The following is a 19,916-nucleotide window of genomic DNA, read 5'->3' on the forward strand; positions in this document are numbered from 1 at the left end:
TCTACGCCGCTATGGAAAGATCAGACATGGCCGCGTAACTAAGACAAATCAGCCTCAGAAAAAACCGGCGCGGTTCACCGTGACAATGCCCGAAAAACCAACGTGACGGTCGATACTTCAAGGTGAGTTCACTCAGATCACTGGCATAGGCAGCGGCAAGGGCATCAGAGAAACACTCAAGTACGCCGGAATGTGGCGCATGATGTGTTGCAACGAAGGTCTCACCATCGAAAGGTTCACGCAGCGCCCGTTCCAACCACATGAGATGATCGCGATGTCTTGAGATGACGTCGGACGTCCGGAGCCTGCGATATCCTTTCGCAGCAACGCGGATATGCTTGTAGTCATTCACGCGCGCTGAAAGGTACACTTGATTGTTGGCACTCCCTGCTCCTAGTTCAAGATCGGTCCAAAGTGTCGCGCAGAAAAAACGCGTGCGACCAAAGACCAACTGCTTCTTTTGCGCATAGCGAACATTGAATTCTGATGCGATCTGCGCGAGGCGATCTTCCCCATCGAGCCGGAAGTCATAGAAATCATGATTGCCCGGAAAGATCGCGACTTTGCTAAGCGGCAAAAGCTGTGACAATCTCTCGAACGCATACTTCCAACGTACTTTTGGCCTGTTGGTCAAATCACCAGCGATCAAAAAATGATCGAGATCGCCAACCAGATGTTCGATGCCCGCAAACGGGTCTCGCTCGGCATCAGCCCAGAAATCATCATGGAGGTCAGAAAGGACCAAGAGTTTCACAGTTCAGTGTCCAGTTCGGAAGCAACTAATTTGCGATCATAAATTGTGCCAACGCAACCTGGTGCCATTGCCAACTTCTTAATCCCACAACGGCGCATCCTGGCAATAACCGACCGCGGGGTGGTTCCCAGATCGCGCGCCACGAACTTGGCAGGAACGTAGCGCTCAAGAAACCTGCCCATATCACTGGGAAGCACGACCTTGGCGGCTTTTCTGGTCACCGGGTTCCTTGAGGCCACGGCTTCGAGGAAGCCGGCATCAATTAAAACTTCACGGCCGGATCGTTGACACTCAGGATCTGTTTGACCTTTGCTTTGGTATATCCTTCCACACCAACCCCTTCCAGCTTGCCACCGAGCTCAGCGACACTCACGCGCACCGCTGCATAGCCTTCTTTATCAGGCGCAGCGCCAATCCACTCCAGGCGTCCATCGACAATGAGCTGGACAATTTCTGCTGCCCCACAAACGAGTTTCCGACAAGCCGTCTGAATATCGACCATATCGTCAGGATAGCACCCACCACCTTTCACTTGGCCAAGTTGGTCGCGCAGTCGAAACACTTCAGATCGCGCGTAGTAGGGCGTTATTTCTCCGAGACCCGGCATAGGCCTCAAGACCTCACCGCTAGCGAGCGCATCGAATTGGGCCCGAGGAATGTTGAGTAACTTCAGCGCCAACCGGCGCGTAACGCCGCCATTGAGTTTGTCGAGAACTGGCCGCGCCGCTTCCGCGCAAAAGACTTCGCTGGTTTGCACCTTTGGCCTTCCAGCGTTTGGATTGATGAGACTCGCAGCGATAAGCGCCTTGCGCGAACGTTTCATAGACGCCCGACTGTACTGCGTGAAGGTGGTCAAGCTGTAGACGCGTCGCTGCTGCACCACCTGCCCTAGGACGGTTTCCCCAGGACCGATTGGGAAACTCTCAACAATGTACTCCCTGACCAGATCCTTGATCAGATCATATTGCGGCCCCTTTGCCGAGCGGCTGAGCCACTGATAGAGACTTCCTAGATGAGCTTGAGCCTTTGATTTCACAAGTGGCCTTGGGAGCGCCCACAGGGCCACTTTCACATCTGCTGGCCCACCAACCGCAATGCTATAGCCTGTGTCGCCCACATGAGCTCTCTCAATGTCTGTGAGGGCACTGACACCTACGTCTGCTCCGCACTCCACCAAGAGACCCAGCAGTTCGCAAAAATATGCCGCCGCATTCAGTTCAAGCGTATCGATCCAATGTTTGACCGGAGCGCCCATCGAACGCGCTTCAATGTATCGGGACAATGCAGACGGATCGCAAACCGTCGCATCATCTGCAGCGCACAAGATATCCCATCGGTGCTCAAAGCATCTCTTGGTAAAATCATGTACCGAACCAGTATAGCCGACCCGCCCAAAGCTCTTCAAAAGCACGTTGTGTTTAGGACACTGCCGCATGAACGGGATATGCCAGGTCGCTTGGCCTACAAATCCATCATCATCCGGCTTGGCGGTCTCGGCAATGCAACACGGACACAGACGCAGCGAGGTTCTAATAATCCATCGTTTTTCGATGAGTTGGCCTGCTATGCGGTATTGGGCTTTCTGTAACTTCGTCACGGACCAACGAGATATCTCATTTGTCTAAAGCCCATCCAGATCAGCGAGCCGTTTAAGCAATAACAGGTTTCCATCAGCAATGCCCTGCATCTCAAGACCCAGATTACGGCAAAACTCTTGAACGCTTGGCAGACCATTTTGACGCGCAAGACGCGAAGCATAGGAGGCTGGAGTTTCTAGCTTGCGAAGCTCTGATCGGATCGGTAACGCCCCCTCATGCAGCGAACTTTTACCTGTTTCGATTTGAGGCCTCATGATCCGTTCGCCTTCCAACGAGCCAGTGCGCGCTGCAGCGCGATGCGCGTCAGGCTGTTCTCTTCTTCCTTGGTTTGCTCGCTGACGCTGATGTCCCGGAAATCAGGAGACAGAAAGGGGTTCAGACCATCCAAACAATTGAACTTCTTTCGGGCGTACTGGGCGAAATGCTCACGCGTCAGGATCTGCCTCCCATCATTGAGACAAGGACGGACTGCCTCGACGATGAACTTAAAGGCTAGGCCGGGTTTATGCTGTGCAGCATGAAAAAGGCGAAAAACGAAGTCTTCACCCTCCAAATCGGGGGAGATTCCAAGTCCAGCCTTTGAGGCTATGTGCTGAAGAATTGGCTGAAAGTTGTCACCGTCTTGTACCCAGCTGAGCTTTGGTATTTCGATGATTTCTTTTCGACGGTTCACTTCACCATTCAATGTGACGAGCTCGGCCAGTTCAGGGGTGCCAGCCAGCAGCAGGTTTACCGGCCAGTTCATGCCATTGAGAACAGATTTGAGCGTGCTTAGAGCAGTTAAAATCTCGCGTCCCTGATGGTTGAATATCAGATCATGGGTCTCATCAATGATCAGGAACTTCACTTGTCGTTGTTGAAACTGTTTTTCGATCTGATCCCAGATTTCAAACTGGTTGCTCGCTTTGGAGTGTGGATATCCCATCTCCCCTAATATTTGTTTCCCGAGGTTCAGCACAGTCGTCTTTGCCGGCGCACGCACCCGCACAACGTCTATGTGGCGGCAACTCTTGTCAGATCTAACTTCTGGCAAGTTCATAGCCAGTTGCTTCGTCATTAGGGTTTTGCCACTACCCGGCGGTCCAGTCAGGAGTAGCGCCGTACAATCAGAACTGTTCCCCTCGCTGAGGTCAGCAAGACGCTGATAGTGCAGCTCAAGGAACTGATCGCGAAGCCGCAAGAAGGTGGGAGTTTTTACGAAAACCTTCTTTAGCTTAGCGATTGTGGCCGCAGTATCTTGAAACTTTTTCGCTCCCGGCTCAGTCATCAGAAATCTCCCACGGCTTGGTGGGATTTTCAGGTGCAGCAGGCCTGTCTGAATTCGCATCAAAACTGTCTGTCAGATTGGACTCTGGGCCGGAAAGTGGAGCGGGCTTAATCACATCAGACAGGAAGCCTGCATCTGATGGCACGGAAGGCGTATCCTGGTCGCCACGCTGTATACTGAACCCATAAAACAACGACTTTTGATCGTATTCAAAGTCCGTAGCCGTGCTCTCGTGAACGCCCAATCCACCGCGTTTGCGCCCAAAGCCGTCCATATCGCGTATTCTCTTTATGCCGCGACGAACCACAGGCAAACTAAGCTCAGATTCCGCTCGATTGTTCTGAACGATTTCCCTGAATTCTCGCTTCCAGTCCTTATAGGACACATTGTCGAAACCTGGTGTCGTGCATGTTGCGAGGTGGGGCTTGCTATCATACCAAATCGTCACAACACCCAAGTTGGCCGGGTCAATACGGACATCTACTTCAGCACTTTCGTCATGCAGAGAAATCTCTTGAAGTTTGTTGCAACGATAGTCGAGTGCTGCCACCTTAATCAGGCCATGAGAGACTTGACGCTTGACGGCAATACCCACGACGGCTGCACGAACCAGTGGCGGAACCTCTGCCGGATCGCCATATTGCGCACACAACTGCTGCCAGGTGTTTGCTGGAGTAGCCTCGTTTAGACCTTCGTGCGGAGAGTTGTGATAAACGTCCGCAATGAAAATCGCTACAGCTGCGGTCAGTTCGTCGTCTGTAAGAACCGCCTCGCTTTGAGGGTCTGAGTTTCCTTTTTCGATAACGTTCGAATGAGTGCGCGCCGAAAGCAGGGGCATGAAGCCCGTTCCCTGGCTTCTGAATATTCGTTCAACGTGTGTCTTGAAGTGCGCCAAGCCGCCAACTTCAATACGCAAGTTACTCCCAAGATCCTCAACCGCCCTGCGAAAGCTTGCAGCGACAAACGGCGCACCGTTGTCACAAACAATAAGCCCTGGCCGGCCATGAAACGTCCAAGTGCGGTTTGCGCCATAGGATTGTGCGAATTCTGTCTTATCCCTCAAGATTTGGTCTAAGACCGCCAAAGAGTTGGCAGCCCCAGATTTTGAAGACACTTTGATCCCAAGAACCACGCGTGTCGCGCAATCAATCGCCAACGTCAGTGTCAGGCGATGTCTTGGAAGTCGAGTTAGTTGATCTTTGGTGAAAACGTTTGCCAGGTTTGTCTTGCCCGCAACGGTAAATACATCGAAGTCCCAATCGTCGATTTCTACTTGCTGCAGAGGATAAAGCGCATCAAAACCGTCTTCTTGCAGCCTGTGCTTCTGGTTCGCTGCTTCGCGTCCGAAGGTGCGGACAGATTTGTGATAGGGCGATATTTTTCTGACATACTTGAGAATGGTCCAGCGGCTTGGCACGGCCAGTGGCCTTTTGCCTACCTCCGCTCGCCGGTCGTTTTCAAAGGCAAATTCGTCAAGTACCAAATCAGCGACTTTGAACGGTACCGGTCTCTTCTGGGTCAGATGCTTCATGATCATTTGATTCATGAATTGATAGGTTTCAGACGGAAACCGAAGCGTCCGATTGCTATATTTTTCTGTACGTGGCCGAACGGACTTCGCAGAGCCATTGCCTTCTTGATATTCTGCTAAGAGGTCGCGAAACCTTCTTGGCCCAGGCAGTTCAAATTCCCAAGGATTTGACGCCGATGTGCTACTATCCTTCCGTTTTTCGGGCTTACGTGCACCGCTACGCTTCTTCCGCGCATCAGGGATCTTATCGCGCATTTCCAGTAGTGCGACTTTTTCGACCTTTTGGAGCGTCTCCTTGATCGATGGGTCAGTTGTTTTTGCGCGACCGACATTGTATTCATCCATGAACAGCCGACAAAGCGACTGATACCACAAACCAGTTTCTCGCGAATACTCGCTCGCCAGCAGTAGTTGAACATCACGACCATTGGCGCGCAACTCCTCGTGTTCAGGTGCGAAGTAGTCGGGGATAAGGTTCCAATCCGCTGATTGCATCAGGTCCGCGATTTCGACGTATGTCAAAAACACTTTCACTTTGGCCAGATCAAGCCGGATAAATTCTGCGCCTCGGTCGTTTTTCCTATGAAGCTGATACTCGATCCCGGCGAAAACATAGAGATCGAGCATCCTCAGAAATATCTTGCGGGTCGTCATGACCGCACCAACCTAACCAGGCTGCGAGGACCGATGCGTTCGGGGGAAACAAGCTCGAGAATGCCGCCAAACAGTTGGCGAACGATCGCCCGAAACGTGGCACCACCGTATCCTGTAAGTGCGATGACGCTTTCAATGCTCATTGCACCTAACAACTGGTTTGAAACGGACAAGAGATGCTGATCCGCCACAGGATCTGGGTCCTTTAAAAATCAACAAACATGGCGGCGTTGAAAATCTGCACGCGCGTAAAGGATCGGTCCGTAACCAAACACACCCTGTCAGCAAAGGACTTTGACAACTGACCAGCAATGATTGACAATGTCTCGCGGAAGCCCGTCTGGATCACCCCGTCATAGGGTTTTACGGCAACTGCCGTTCGCGAACCGCCAACATGAACGAGCAACTGGTCAAAGGTGTGGTGACACAACTTACTGGACTTGTCGTAAAATGGCATTCGTTCCGGCTGCGGTATGACTGAAACGACATCCGGTCGCGTCAATGCAACCTGAGACGTGAAAAACTCCAGGCCACTTTCCGAGATCAATCTTCGAAGATGGTCATCGTGAGGCATGTATGCCGTAAAATAGACCCTCGCGCTTTTCTTGGAGCGCCGTGGAGGCATTCTCGTCGCCAGGCATTCCAGAGGCGGATGGTAGATGGGTTGCTGGTTCGTGTATTGCTAGATAGATGATTGCATTTTGCTGCTACTTTTTTGCTGTAGTTAGGCACACCGCGACCCAACGCGGGCCGCGAAGCACTTGACTTTTTCTGCCAAAAGAAGGAGCAAGAGATCAGATACGAAGGGCCTTGGTCCTTTACAAATGTGGAAGATCTAGCGTTCCAGCGCTAGGTTTTCTTCGTTTTTGGGCTCTACGTCGTCTTGTCCCTCCCATATCGTTCAGGGAAAAGTGCCTCTGGAGTAGTGCCCAGGACCATCGCGAGGTGGGATTGAACCCTGTGACTACACCTAAACCCCTGCGAAACCAGTGTCACCGAAGCCGGAGAGATCTTGAGAAAGCTCGCTGCCGACGAGAGAGAGCTGCCCTACTTGCGCAGAGCGCACTTGATGTCTTCGTGGCGTTCAAGATTGGGCGTCAGCATTCGATCCAAATCAGCTAAGTGTTTAGGCTAAGCTCGATTTACCAGAATACTCATCGGGGGTCAAATTACTCACGTTTCTCAATTAGTTAAGTAAATTCCAGATCTAATTGTTAACTTAGCGGGCTTGGTCCGGGCTGTCCTAACCGCTGACGAACGGTTTCGAACAGCCCGAAATGCAACAATTACCGATTTGGCGCTCCAGATAAGAATTTTGCGTCAGCGTAATCTGAATGACCACTACGCGCCTCAGACCAAGTGTATTAAGAACGGACGGCGGAATGCAGTCATTCGCAGCAGTTGCGAGATTTTCTAAAATTTCTATCTGACAGATATTCAAAAGTAGCCTTTTGGCAGGCTGAGAAACCAATTGTTTAAGACGTATAGCCAGCGTGCAAAGCAATCCTGTGTTCGCCCGTTCCTTTGACGTTGCGAAAATGAAATCCGCAAAGCTGATCATCTTCAGTACGACTAACGTGAGTACTTGTTTTGCCTTGCATTTTCTCCCATTCGGGCTGAGGGTTTGTCGCAAGGACGGTCTTAAAAACAGACCTCGCATCACGGATTTGTGCGAAACGGAAAAGTCTCTTTTTCAGCGGTTGCGAGGCATTTTTTGAAGCCGAGAAGAGTAAATTGTGCACGTCGGCCAAGGTGCAGATTGTAGATGGCCAGCTTGACAGTTTGTTAGGTTAGACAAGATAAGGAAGTCCACAGGCGAGCCTTTGTCCTGCGGAGTCACTCAGATGAAAACGAGGAACTGAGTTGCGGATCCTACTAGCAGATGATCATGAATTGGTTCGCGAAACGATTGCGGCGTTCATTGAGAAAGAAGACGGATACAAGGTGGTTCAGTCAAGCGACCTCGCCGGGGTCGAGAAGCTGCTGATCGCGCATGACCCGTTTGATCTTGTTTTGCTGGACTATGAAATGCCGGGGATGGATGGTCTGGCAGGCTTGCAAAAAATCATGGACGCTGTGCGTCCCCGACCGGTTGCTTTGATCTCGGGTTCCGCAAACAAAGCGGTCGCGGAAGAGGCGTTGGAGCTTGGTGCGGCTGGATTCCTGCCAAAGACCATGGCCGCAAAATCCTTGGTGAATGCAATCCGTTTCATGGCAATGGGAGAAAAATACGCTCCGATTGACTTCATGACGCAGGCCGCAGAAGAGGTTGCGCATCCTCTAAAAGACGTGCTCACAGCACGGGAGTTGCAAGTATTGTCTTGCCTCACTCGCGGTCTCGCAAACAAGGAAATTGCGCGCGAAATTGATTTGCAGGAAGTCACCATCAAGCTGCATGTCAAAACGTTGTGCCGTAAGTTGAACGCCAAGAATCGAACCCATGCAGCAATGATCGCGAAAGAGGCGGGCCTGTTCTGACCCGCCGTTCCGAACTCAGAGTTCAAACCCGTCACATACCTGAAAGAAGAAATCCTCCCTCAGATCATTGTGGTCCAACAGATTGACCGTGAGACCACCAGTGTCGACGCTTACGCTGTAGTCCGCATTCTGCACCACATGTTGATCGATCCAGTCCTGTTGTGATTGGTCAGTGGCAAGAAGATTAAGCATGCGAAAATCAAGCCGGTCGTTTTCAATACCGTCGCAGGTGAAATCGAGGATCGTATCCGTCCCACCATCGGTGTCTTCATCGCGAAAAACAAACCAGTCGGTATCGCTGCCACCCGTGGCAACATCGTTTCCAGCGCCCAGTAGGATTTTGTCGCGACCTGCGCCTGCATCCACAATGTCATCACCTTTGGATGCGTTGATGTAGTCGCTGCCCGAGCCGCCGTTGATGACATCGTTGCCGCTGCCGCCGTAGAGCTTGTCCTTATCAGAACCGCCATCAAGGATGTCATTACCTGTCCCGCCTTTCAGCACGTCGCGCGCACCTCCACCCGATAAGACATCATCCCCGGAGCCGCCAATCAGCATATCGACACCGATGCCGCCCGTGAGTTGATCATCGCCCGAACCGCCATCCAGCGTATTGGTGCCATATCCGTCGATCAGGACATCATCGCCGGTACTGCCTTCCAGGGTGTCGTTACCTTGACCGCCGTCCAGGTGATCATTTCCAAGCCCGCCGTTCAGCAGGTCATTGCCCGCTCCTCCGTCCATCAGGTCGTCACCCTCGCCACCCCTCAAGGTATCTGTTCCAGCCCCCCCTTGCAGGTCGTCCTGACCCGTACCGCCGATCAGGACATCGTCGCCGTCGCCACCTTGCAGCAGATCATTCTCCGATCCGCCTGACAGGTGATCATTGCCAGAGCCACCCTTGAGGGTGTCAAAGCCAGACCCACCAACCAGTTCATCGCTATCAATGCCGCCATCCAGCTGATCATTGCCAGCACCCCCGTGGATGAAATCCGCGCCTGACCCGCCAAAGAGGATGTCATTCTCTTCCGGCATCAGGGTGCCATTGGCATCATAGCGGTTCCCAAACTGATCATAGGTGTAGGTCCCCGTCGACCCCGCCTGATCGGCATTTCCGCCAAAGAGCCGGTCATCGCCTTCGCCGCCGGTCAGAATGTCATTGCCGCTTTGTCCTGCGATCTCATCGTTACCGATCCCGCCGTTGGCAATGTCTGCGCCAGCTCCGGCTTCGACCATGTCGTCGTAGGTGGTGTCGCCGCCCGTGGTGACGGCAACGCTCAGATCGCGGATCAGAACAGAGGCGGCACGATCCACTTGAGTAAATGGATCCATTGCGCGGGGATCGGCGGTGCCGTCGTTGGAATAGGATTTCGGACTCGTGGCCATCAGTTCTAAATGCGCGGCCGTCCCATCAGATGTGCGCACCACGCGGTAGATACCGCCCGCCGTGGCAGTGGCATCGTTCATGTCGTGGTCACCGCCGTTGCCGCCGATGTAGAGGTTGCCATCCGCGTCATGGATTGCCGCGCCAAAGGTAATCTGAGGGACACCATCCTCAAGATTACCGTTGATCAGCGTGCCAGTGATGGGCGTGGTCGTGATGGTTGGCACACCACCATCGGCAACGGGTGAGATATCGATTTGATAGAGCGTGCTGACGCCGCCCTCGGATTTTGGCCGCGTCGCCCCGTAGAAGGAGCTGGTGGTCGCATCGAAGGCCACATCCCAAAGCTGATCGGTGATCATGGATTTTGGGAACGGGAAGGTCTGCGTGACCATCGCTCCATCTGCGCCAACATTGTCAACGTCGATCATGGTCAGGCGATCCATACTGGACTGGAACGCCCAGAGATTGCCATCTGCATCGAAATCGCCGGTCCAGGACCGATAGGGCGTCGACCCAATCCGGTAACTGGCACCGGCAGCATCCAGCATGACCAGATCAGAGCTGTTTACATCATTGCCAAGGCTATCCGTGCCATTTGACACGGCCAGACCATAGATCATGTCATCCTGCGCGTTGAAGCCAATGGCGTTGACCGTGACGGTCGCCATTTCACCTGCCAATGTGTAAGTACCTGCCTGCGGATCAAAGACCTGCAGCGTGCCGTTTATCACTTGATAGATACTGGCCTGCCCTTCGGCAAAAGCCTTCACCTCGACGGGTTGCCCGTCGATTTGCATCTCCTTTTCATAGTAGAACACGGGCGCGTCCGTGTGGATGGCCGGCCCGCTGTCACTTGCGCTGTCAACCGAGCGAAATGTTAAATCACCAATCCCATCGATGCCTTCGAATGTAATGTCATGAGCGGAGAAGCTGGCGCTGTTGGTATCGAACGTATCAATGATTGTGCCATTCCACAGAACTTCAACCGCTCCGCTGACAGAGCCTGCACCATAGTTCGCGGCCATATCGAAGCTGATGGCGTAGAGTTCGCCTGCGCGTGTTTCAACCGATTGGGTCATGCTGGAATGGCCATCCGGGCCGGTGCTGACCGCCCATGCGCCAGTCTCTCCGTACTGGGCGAAACTGGTCGCATCCTCGGTGCCTGCCAGCAGGTTGGTGTCCATGAAATCACCAAAGACGACATCGTCACCTTTGGTCGTTTGGATGTGGTCGTCGCCGGACAGGCCGATAACATAATCGGTATCGTTGGTGCCCTGCAATTCTTCGGACAAATGGGTGCCGAACTGCAGGGTCTGGTTCTGGGGAGGAGACATGAGGATACTTCCTTTACGATTTACACGGTTTTCTTTGAGCCGGTCATATTACCAGCCAATTCCACGATAGGCGGGTGAGGCAGGTGTGGTTTGCGCCACCCGAACGACGTCGATGACCGGCGTGTCGCCAGCAGCGAGTACCGCCGCGCGATAGGCCGGATTGGCATGGGTGACGATCAACGCGTCGGCGGCGTTCGTGACATCTGCCAAATCCGCGCGCATCATGCCGGGCAAGTCTTTCGCGAGAGCCTGCAGGCCGGGGCTGCCGTGGCGTACATAGGCGAGCTGCCCTGCGAGCGGCGTGTCGGGAGTGATGGCCGGGTCATGCACGACCACTTCTACCCCTTCCGCATTTAACGCTGCGATGACCTCGAGGATCGGACTTTCGCGCAGATCATCCGTTCCGGGTTTGAAGGCAAGACCAAGCACACCGACTGTCTTTGCACCTGTATCGCGCACCATCTCCAACGCGCTGTCGATGTGGCTTTTGTTGGATTGATCGAGACTGCGAATCATCGGCAGATCGACGCCCTGAGTTTGCGCGATATGAGCCACCGCGCGCACTTCCTTCGGCAGGCAGGATCCACCGTAGGCAAAGCCGGGTTTGAGGTAGTAAGGCGAGAGGTTCAGCTTCGTATCCTGAACAAAAATGTTCATTACATCATGACTGTCGACGCCTAAGGGTTTGCACAGCCGACCCACCTCATTCGCGAAACAGACCTTGGTGGCGTGCCAGACATTGTCGACGTATTTGACCATCTCTGCGGTCTCGACGGATGTCACAACGGGCGTCTCGTCAACCGCTTCGTAGATGCGGGCAAGGATGCGCGCACTACGATCATCATTTGCGCCGATGACGGTCTTCGGAGGCGCGTAGAAATCATCGACGGCAACGCCCTCGCGCAGGAATTCCGGGTTGAAACAGACACCGAAATCCACACCGACCCGCAGGCCGGAAACCTCCTCGATGATCGGTGCCATGAAGCCCATGGTCACCCCCGGCGGGATGGAGCAGCGCATCACCACGACGTGAAATTCCTGTTTGCGCTTCAGGCCTGCTCCGATCGCGCGGGCGGCCGCATCAATGTAGCTGTGATCACATCCGCCGTCGGCGGCTGTTGGCGTACCCACGGACACAAAGGTCACATCCGTTTCGACTACCGCCTGTTCCAAGTCATCTGTGGCAGACACGAGCCCGGCCCGAACGCCGTCATCCAGCAGTCTGTCGAGGTCGCGTTCATGAATTGGAGATTGCCCAGCGGCGATCGCGCCGACCTTCACCGGGTCGATATCCACGCCGATGACGCGGTGCCCAAGGCTGGACAGGCAGGCCGTGGAGACAGCCCCCACATAGCCAAGACCAATGACACTGATGGCGGGTTTTTCATCAACCAACCGCAGAGGGGATACGGCGTTGCTTTGGGCGAATACGTGGGGGCTGTCGAACATGGTACCAATCCTTTACTCGTTACTGACACCGTTTTAACCAGCTGTTTCTGAACAGTCTTTTCCGCTGTCGTATAGCCGTGCGAAACTCTGTATGGCGGGCCTATCCTTACGAATAGGAGGGCTTACCCGATAAAAAAACGGCGCCCGAGAGCGCCGCTGGAGGTGGTGTGAGAGTGCTTGTTCTTCTTGGTCTTATGCGGCTTTGTCCCGTGCGTAGATATCTTCATACCGCACGATGTCATCCTCTCCGAGATAGGCACCGGTCTGCACTTCGATCAGGTGAAGCGGTACTTTGCCGGGGTTTTCCAGTCGATGCACAGCACCGAGCGGGATGTAGACGGACTCGTTCTCCGATATCAGTTTGACCTGCTCATCAACGGTGACATTGGCCGACCCGTGCACCACGATCCAATGCTCAGATCGATGCATATGACTTTGCAGTGAAAGAGCGGCACCGGGATGCACGACGATCTGTTTGACCTGGAACCGCTCGCCAAGAGACAAGGTCTCAAAATACCCCCAGGGGCGGTGATCCCTTGGGAACGTTTCAGCCTGCTTGACCTGTTTCGCCTTGAGAGTGGCAACGGCGGTTTTCACGGCTTGAGACTGACGCATGTCTGCCACCAGCACTGCATCGCCCATGGCAATGGCCGTGATGTTTTTGAGGCCGATACCCACCAGTTCTACGCCGTCACTTTCGGAGCGTAGCAGTGTTTCTTCGCAACCGATGGCCATGGTATTGCCGCTTTGAACCACGCCATTTTGATCTGCGTCACCGGCCCGCCAGACCGACGACCAGCTGCCCAAATCTGACCACCCACACTCCATCGGAACGACGGAAAGAGTTTCACAGGCCTCCATCACCGCATAATCAATGGAGATATCTTCGGCCATCTTATAGGGCGCAGCATCGAGCCGGAAGAAGTCCAAATCGCGGGACCCGCCCTCAACGGCGCGACGACAGGGTATCAGCAAGCTTGGGCACAGCACCTCGAAAACTTGTAGAATTTCCGCGACACGAAACATGAATATACCCGCATTCCACAGGTGCTTACCTGAGGCCAGGAAGGCTTCTGCCTGTGCTTTGTCCGGCTTCTCAACAAAAGCATGCAGAGGTTGAACCGCGTTTTCATGGCCGCTGATGTCCGACAGTTCGAGATACCCATATCCCGTTTCCGCTCGGTCAGGTCTGACCCCGAAGGTCACAAGTTCGCCCGCCTCGGCGGCGCCACACCCCGTCGCGATCGCAGCCAGGAACGCCGCCTCATCGGCAATCGCGTGATCGGATGGCATCACAAGCATCAATGCGTCGGGCTGATCTTGCAAACTTAACGCGGCGGCCAGGATCGCCGGTGCCGTGTTGCGTGCTTCGGGTTCGATCATGATAGTGGGATCGGCAACTCCGGCAGCCTGCAGCTGTTCCGCCACGATAAAGCGATAGTCGGCGCCCGTCATGACGATTGGGCTCGCAAAGACATCATGCTGTACGCGGGCGAGTGTTTGTTGAAACAGGCTCGTGTCCCCCTGGAGCTTTGCGAACTGCTTGGGGTAGCTTTGGCGTGACAGGGGCCACAGGCGGCTACCGCTGCCGCCGCAGAGGATAACGGGATAGATCATGGGAACATTCCTTTTCACTCACACATTGCCCGGTTGGGCGGATGCGATTGTTTTACCCAACTTTTTCCCAGTCAATGCGGGCCCAAAAGAAGAAATGAACGCGCCGAAGCATCGTCGTGCTATGCAGAGGTATAGTCGCTAAAAGCCACCCGGCAGATCAAGCAATCCTATGTACAGCGCCAAGCCGGTGATGAAGGCGGTCACGGCGGTAATCAGCTGAAATTTAGCCATGGCATTCTGCAGCTTGTCGCGCAGCCCTGTGCCATTGCCTGCAGTTTGATTGCCGCGGTTGGACCATTTCTGTTTGCTGAGATGAAAGATCATGTAGACTTTGACCCCGGCATTGATGATCTGGTTGAAGTAGAGAATGAACGGCCAGGTCAGATCAGTACTGCGCGCATAGCGAAACAGAAACAGGCACAGGATGGTCCGGCTCAGCACGATCCAGATCAGGCAGTGCAGCAGATAGGCCCGTTCAATAAAGAGCGTCAGAAAAGCGAGTGTCGGACTGACCAGCATCGTCCACATGGCGATGCGTTGATCGACGAGGCACCACCAGATGAACGGTTTGGCGACACGCGGGCCCAAGGCAATGGCGCGTGCGCCGTTGCGCAGCATGTTACCCGACCAGCGCCGGAAGTTCTGGACCATTCGACCGGTTCCTGAACCGTCAATCTGCTCGATCGTGTAGACGCATGCATCAGGCACATACGTCATCTTGGCGCGCTTGCTCAACAGATGGTACCAGGTGCTCTTGTCATCTCCAGACAGAAACCGGAACCGGCCCCAGAGCCAGTGATCCAGGTGATCGGCTTCAATGGTACGAATAAATCTTTCGTCGATGATGTGACGCGCCCGAAAGACGCTCATACGCCCGGTGAGTGTTAAAACACGATCCGACATCGCGTGGCTTTGCATGGCAAGACGTCTTTGAGCAAAGCGCATCGACAACCAGCTCTGGATCCAATCCGGCCCATAGCACAGCACTTCTTCATTGGTCGTGAGCGCTTGCAGCTCAGGATCGGCCCCGAACATCGAACAGGTTTTTTCCAACACGTCCCTGCCGTAAACCGCGTCGCCATCCATAAAGATCACCAGATCGTCGGGTTTGATGCCCGCCCGGTTCATGGCCCGCAGGATCATGCCAATGGCCATGCGTTTGCCCGGCTGATTTTGCCGCAAGAACACCAACTCCGCATCGAGGTCAGCCCCGTGGGTTCGCACAAAATGGGTAATGATTTCTTCATCATAGGAAGACCCTGTTCCGATCCAGAGAGTCGTTGGAATGCCCTCGCGTCTGATCTGCCCCAGGATCGAGCCGATGACGCGCCGCGTGATGGCGGGCTCTTCATAGTATGTTGTCATCTGGATATGCAGACGTCGGGGCCGCCAGCCCGCGCGCCAGACGGCCTCGGCGCGCCGCCGTTTGCCGGGCCACCGGCTTCTGGCGAACACCTCGGCGCGTACGGCATGGGTGAACCACCAGCCGAACCGCCAGATGCCAAGCGTGCCCAGCACAAAGGTGATCTGTATCAGGTCGGGATGAAAGAAATTATTTGGCCAAAAGACCATTGCAGCGACGAGCGCGCTGAGAAGCAGGGCGAGCTGCAACAGCCGACGCACCGACCATTTGGCTAACCCGATAGGTGCGGCCCCGGACAACTGCCTGAGCCAATTGTCCAGGTGTTTTTCGAAGGCATAGTTTGTTTCAGGCGCCTTCATCTGAACCTCTGTGCCAAAACGGGCGACGTTGCAGCGAGATTTGCGCGGGCGCGTTATGGCGGAACCATTTGCGGGTGTTCAGCACACCTGCATTGTCCGCCTTGATCGTCAGAACCATGCCGAACCGGTCAGGCCGCGCCACATCGGTACCCGCCTGAATATCGGTTACAGTGCCTTTGGCCTCCGAGACCTGACCACGATAGGTATAGGTGATCAACGCTGGCATCCCCAGATACACGCGGGTCGCCATACTGTCGTCCAGCCAGGCCGCAGCCGTTCGCGGGGTTCGTTCTTCAACTTCCACCACGACTGCGCCGCGTCGCGTAAAACTACCCCTGGCTGTGTGTACGGCAAAGACCGTGCCATCAGCATGCGCCCGAATAACCAGTTTATCGGCGGCCGCTTTGCGGTGGCGCAACTCACGTTTCCAGCGCCGCAGATCGAGCCGCCGATCTTCCACAGCGGCCTCCAGCGTCGCGAGCATATCGAAGTACCCGCCTGCCTCTGTGTCGCGGCCATGGTCAAATTCGTAAAGCGCGAACCAAGCCTTTTCCAATTCTGGAGGATAGTTCGAGGCGTGTGGATCTTGGAACCGCCAGGGCTCCCAAACCTGCTTGAACGCGTCCCATAGAGACGCACGGCGGGTTTCTCGCAGTATCAAATGCCTTGTGCGGCGTTCCTCTGCAGCCCGCAGTCGGCGTTCGGCCAGCAAGACTTCGGCACGTACTTCCTCAACATCGCTTTCGCGGTCCGGGTCTTCGATCCTGACCAGAATGTCACCGGCGGCAACGTCTTCGCCGACTGTCGCGTTCAGTTGCGCGACAAAGCCCGTATCGGGAGCCATGTATTCGATGACAGGGGCTGTGAAACGCGCATGTTCCAGTTCAATTCGACTTAGGCGCTGCCAGATTTGCGCGCCCAGAAAACCCGCCAATGCCGCAGCGAGTCCCGTGTAGAATAGAATGTTCCAAGCCATGCGCAGGCAACGGGGTTTGGCCGCCGCACGCCCGGCAGATTGCTCTGCATCGGTTTCGCCCATAGGGACCAAATCGACGGGCGTATCGAGGCTGGTGATCATTTCAGGTGTAGAGACCATCTGTCCGGACAATACACCCTGGTGGAATGTCGCGAGCGTCTCGCGTTGACGAACAGTGAGGTTTTCGAACCTGTAGTGACCGTCACTCTCGCCCGCAGCGAGCCAGATCGGAAACGAGATCTCAACCCCTTGAAACGGAACTGACAGGATAACGTCGCCGGCTAAATCAGTCTCCGCGTTGGTGACCCAGATGCCGGCCAGCGACCAGCGCTGCACCTCGATACGGCACCCGTTGGCCTTGTGCAGATGCAGCGGCGCTGTCACAGAAAGGGACAGATCCGGCATAGGACATTCGTGGCGAATGTTCATTGCATACTCCAGGTTTTAGCCGAAAACTCGGCGACTCTCACGCCAACTGGGTAGCAGGAATATGGTAAGGTTACGGGCGTGCAGCCGGACAGTGCCGCACGCAAAGGCCTAGGGGGCACTATCCTTCGGGATAGGCTATCCCGAGGCCAAGCGAAGCGCCTTGGCCGTAGCGTCCCATGCGTCTTTTGCCTTCATCGCCGCGTCTTCAGCCGCCGCCATATCATTGGCCTTCGCGGCCTGTTCCAAACGGCGCAACTTACTTTGGAAAGAGACCGCGCCGATCATGCCCGCCGATCCGATGGACTTGTGGGTACGCGCCGCCAATTCGGACAGTTCCGGTTTGGTCAAGAGCTCTGGAACAACACTGAGCAGGCCTGAAATCTCCACTTCGAAGTCGTTTACCAATTTGTTTAACCGGCTCTGGTCAAACACGTCTTTCAGGTCACCGAAGATTTCTGCGTCAAGCAACTCTGACGTTTTGCTGTCCTTCATATCGTTTGACGCGGGGTCCGCTTTGGTGATGGTTGCGACAAGCGCGCGCATCAGCTCTGCCTGTGATACCGGCTTATTGAGGCACATATCCATGCCTGCCGCCAGAAATCGTGCTTGTTCGTCCTTAAGCGCATGAGCGGTGAGACCGATAATCGGCACCTGTCTATTGGGCGTATCGGCATCCCTGATGACTTCTGTCGCGTCGACGCCATTCATCACCGGCATACTGACGTCCATCAGAATTGCCGCATAGGCGTGCTCGTGGGCCCGGTCTACAGCCTCTTGTCCATTGTGCGCTTCGATAACGCGGATGCCTTTTGAGGTGAGCATCTGGCGTACGATAATGCGGTTAATCGCATTGTCCTCCACCAGCAGCACCTCTTTCCCGTTCAGATCCGATGCATCTACCGGCGCCACCAAAGCAGGTTCTGATGGGGAAAGGTCGGTTGCCATGCGCAAGGGCACACGCACCGTAAATGTGCTACCTTTGTCAACGACGCTCCTGAGATCAATCTCACCTTCCATCATATCCACAAGCTGACGACAGATCGTCAGTCCAAGTCCTGCACCCGAGGCAAGGCGATCGTAGGATTTTTCCTGCGTGAAAAAGCGGTCAAAGACGCGGGTCTGATCCTCAGGATGAATGCCCACACCCGTGTCAGTCACGGAAAACTCTAACGTGTGTTCCCCTTCTGCGACCTCAATGATCCGGGCACAAAGGGTGACCTCGCCGTGGTCCGTAAACTTCAGCGCATTACTGACCAAGTTATACGCCACCTGCCGCAGGCGTTGTTCGTCGGCCACCACATGACAGCGTTCCATGGAGCCAAGATCCAGTCGCAAACTGTTGCTATGGGCGTATGCCGTGGTTTCGTTGGTTGTCACGATGTCTTTGAAAAACTGCGTTAGTTCGAACGTGTCGTCGACCAGCTCCAGCTTGCCTACATCCATACGCGCGACATCTAACACGTTGTTGACATGGTACAGCAGAATATCGGCCGACTGCTTTGCAATCCCCAGATATCCCGATTGCGTCTTGCCCAACCTGGTATTCTGCAACAGCTCGATTGTGCCGAAAATACCGTTCAGCGGCGTGCGCATCTCATGGCTCATAACGGCCAGGAAATTCGACTTTGCCTGTTCAGCTTGCAACGCCTCGTCGCGGGCGCGCTTGAGGTTCTCCTCGGCGGCAAGTCGTTCCGTAATGTCGCGCAGATAGGAGATAAAGATTGTACCGCGATGGTCTTTCGCCATGCCGATGGAGATTTCGACTGGAAATTCCTCGCCCGACTTGCGCAGGGCGGTGATCTCTATCCTTCCTTGCCCAACAAGCCGCGCCTCGCCGGTTTTGTTGAAACGCTCCATTCCCGCCTGATGGGCTGCGCGGTGTTGATGTGGCACGATTAGGTCGGACATCGGAGCACCAATGGCCTCATCTCTGGTAAAGCCAAACACGGATTCCGCAGCGCCGCTGTAGTCCAGAATGACGCCGCGGTCATCCGCGACAATGATTGCATCGAGCGATACGTCAAAGCTGGATTTCAAGCGAGAGTTGGCGCGTTCCGCCGTCTCAGATATTTCGCGATGAATTCGAAACTGGCGCAACAAAACGAACAGCATGAAACCCAGAAAGAGGATCAACGCAATACTGATGGCAGCTGCCGCAAACAACAACCGCCCGAAGTCCGCGCGCTCCGCATCAGAGGCTTCGGACCGCAGTGAGATACCTGTCAAAGCGATGTCGTGGGCGTCTTCGCGAATGGTGTTGGACAGCGCCCAGACCTCTTGCAAACGCGTTGCAAGTTCCGGGTCAGGTCCGTCGATGATGATTGCCAGCTGGTCCAGATAGTCGAGCAGCGCGTCCAGCTGCGTGGCAAAGGTGTCGTCCCGTCGCATCTCTGCAAAGACCCGGCTTTCGGCAATGCTGGCGGTGCGGCTATAGGCATTGTCAAACCGACGGCGCAGGGTCTCAAGATCAGGATCGTCTGTTTGTTGCGCAAGCAAAGCCTCGTCGGTCAGCAGCAATACATCGACTTCGACCTGCGATAGTGTCCAGGTCAGATTGTCGCCCGGCGCTTCGCGGAGATCGTTCATGCGCTGTGTGATTGACAAAAACAGACCGATCAGCAGCGCCATTCCGGTAAAGATGACCCCCAGCGGAATGACACGTCGGAGGAGAACTTCCTTGTTTACCACGTCAGAGGCCATCCTCATGCTGGGAACGGGCG

Annotated in this window: 14 protein-coding genes; 1 reads left to right on the forward strand and 13 read right to left on the reverse strand. The window is 54.8% G+C overall.

Features of this window, described 5'->3' with window-relative positions; translation table 11 throughout:
- Window position 1 precedes the first annotated feature (1 nt).
- The 7 genes from Q1A52_RS22550 to Q1A52_RS22580 all read right to left on the reverse strand — a co-directional run bounded on the left by Q1A52_RS22550 (window position 2) and on the right by Q1A52_RS22580 (window position 7,365).
- Window positions 2–754: a metallophosphoesterase gene (locus tag Q1A52_RS22550; protein WP_300020065.1), complete on the reverse strand. Its 753-nt coding sequence runs from the start codon at window positions 752–754 to the stop codon at window positions 2–4.
- A gap of 262 nt (window positions 755–1,016) precedes the next feature.
- A complete protein-coding gene (locus Q1A52_RS22555) occupies window positions 1,017–2,351 on the reverse strand; it encodes a TniQ family protein (protein WP_300020067.1) in 1,335 nt (444 codons plus the stop codon).
- Between the two features lie 24 nt (window positions 2,352–2,375).
- Window positions 2,376–2,606, reverse strand: a complete 231-nt coding sequence (locus tag Q1A52_RS22560; RefSeq protein ID WP_300020068.1) for a hypothetical protein — start codon at window positions 2,604–2,606, stop codon at window positions 2,376–2,378.
- Window positions 2,603–3,619 carry an ATP-binding protein gene (locus tag Q1A52_RS22565; protein ID WP_300020070.1) on the reverse strand — a complete coding sequence of 339 codons (1,017 nt, stop codon included), beginning with the start codon at window positions 3,617–3,619 and terminating at the stop codon, window positions 2,603–2,605. The genes Q1A52_RS22560 and Q1A52_RS22565 overlap by 4 nt, the downstream gene beginning before the upstream one ends.
- Window positions 3,612–5,804 carry a hypothetical protein gene (locus tag Q1A52_RS22570; protein WP_300020072.1) on the reverse strand — a complete coding sequence of 731 codons (2,193 nt, stop codon included), beginning with the start codon at window positions 5,802–5,804 and terminating at the stop codon, window positions 3,612–3,614. The genes Q1A52_RS22565 and Q1A52_RS22570 overlap by 8 nt, the downstream gene beginning before the upstream one ends.
- A 205-nt stretch (window positions 5,805–6,009) precedes the next feature.
- Entirely contained in the window at window positions 6,010–6,351 is a 342-nt protein-coding gene (locus Q1A52_RS22575) for a hypothetical protein (protein WP_300020074.1), read from the reverse strand.
- A 696-nt stretch (window positions 6,352–7,047) separates the two neighbouring features.
- Window positions 7,048–7,365, reverse strand: coding sequence for a hypothetical protein (locus tag Q1A52_RS22580; RefSeq protein ID WP_300020076.1), 318 nt, complete (start codon window positions 7,363–7,365; stop codon window positions 7,048–7,050).
- A gap of 302 nt (window positions 7,366–7,667) precedes the next feature.
- On the opposite strand from Q1A52_RS22580, the gene Q1A52_RS22585 reads away from it, so the two are divergent.
- Window positions 7,668–8,282 carry a response regulator transcription factor gene (locus tag Q1A52_RS22585; protein ID WP_300020078.1) on the forward strand — a complete coding sequence of 205 codons (615 nt, stop codon included), beginning with the start codon at window positions 7,668–7,670 and terminating at the stop codon, window positions 8,280–8,282.
- Between the two features lie 15 nt (window positions 8,283–8,297).
- Here the strand turns inward: Q1A52_RS22585 and Q1A52_RS22590 are convergent, their stop codons facing one another.
- The 6 genes from Q1A52_RS22590 to Q1A52_RS22615 all read right to left on the reverse strand — a co-directional run bounded on the left by Q1A52_RS22590 (window position 8,298) and on the right by Q1A52_RS22615 (window position 19,902).
- Window positions 8,298–11,003, reverse strand: coding sequence for a type I secretion protein (locus Q1A52_RS22590; RefSeq protein WP_300020080.1), 2,706 nt, complete (start codon window positions 11,001–11,003; stop codon window positions 8,298–8,300).
- A gap of 48 nt (window positions 11,004–11,051) precedes the next feature.
- A complete protein-coding gene (locus tag Q1A52_RS22595) occupies window positions 11,052–12,452 on the reverse strand; it encodes a nucleotide sugar dehydrogenase (RefSeq protein WP_300020082.1) in 1,401 nt (466 codons plus the stop codon).
- Between the two features lie 192 nt (window positions 12,453–12,644).
- Window positions 12,645–14,069 (reverse strand): mannose-1-phosphate guanylyltransferase/mannose-6-phosphate isomerase, encoded by a 1,425-nt coding sequence (locus Q1A52_RS22600; protein ID WP_300020083.1) that lies wholly within the window; start codon window positions 14,067–14,069, stop codon window positions 12,645–12,647.
- 138 nt (window positions 14,070–14,207) lie between these two features.
- A complete protein-coding gene (locus tag Q1A52_RS22605; RefSeq protein ID WP_300020085.1) occupies window positions 14,208–15,791 on the reverse strand; it encodes a glycosyltransferase in 1,584 nt (527 codons plus the stop codon).
- Complete coding sequence (locus Q1A52_RS22610) at window positions 15,778–17,172, reverse strand: HlyD family efflux transporter periplasmic adaptor subunit (protein ID WP_300020087.1); 1,395 nt, start codon at window positions 17,170–17,172, stop codon at window positions 15,778–15,780. Before Q1A52_RS22610 ends, Q1A52_RS22605 begins: the two co-directional genes overlap by 14 nt.
- Window positions 17,173–17,331: 159 nt before the next feature.
- A complete protein-coding gene (locus Q1A52_RS22615; RefSeq protein ID WP_300020089.1) occupies window positions 17,332–19,902 on the reverse strand; it encodes a PAS domain-containing hybrid sensor histidine kinase/response regulator in 2,571 nt (856 codons plus the stop codon).
- Between the last annotated feature and the right edge of the window lie 14 nt (window positions 19,903–19,916).

It is taken from the genome of uncultured Roseobacter sp. (assembly GCF_947488185.1).
Lineage (GTDB): Bacteria > Pseudomonadota > Alphaproteobacteria > Rhodobacterales > Rhodobacteraceae > Roseobacter.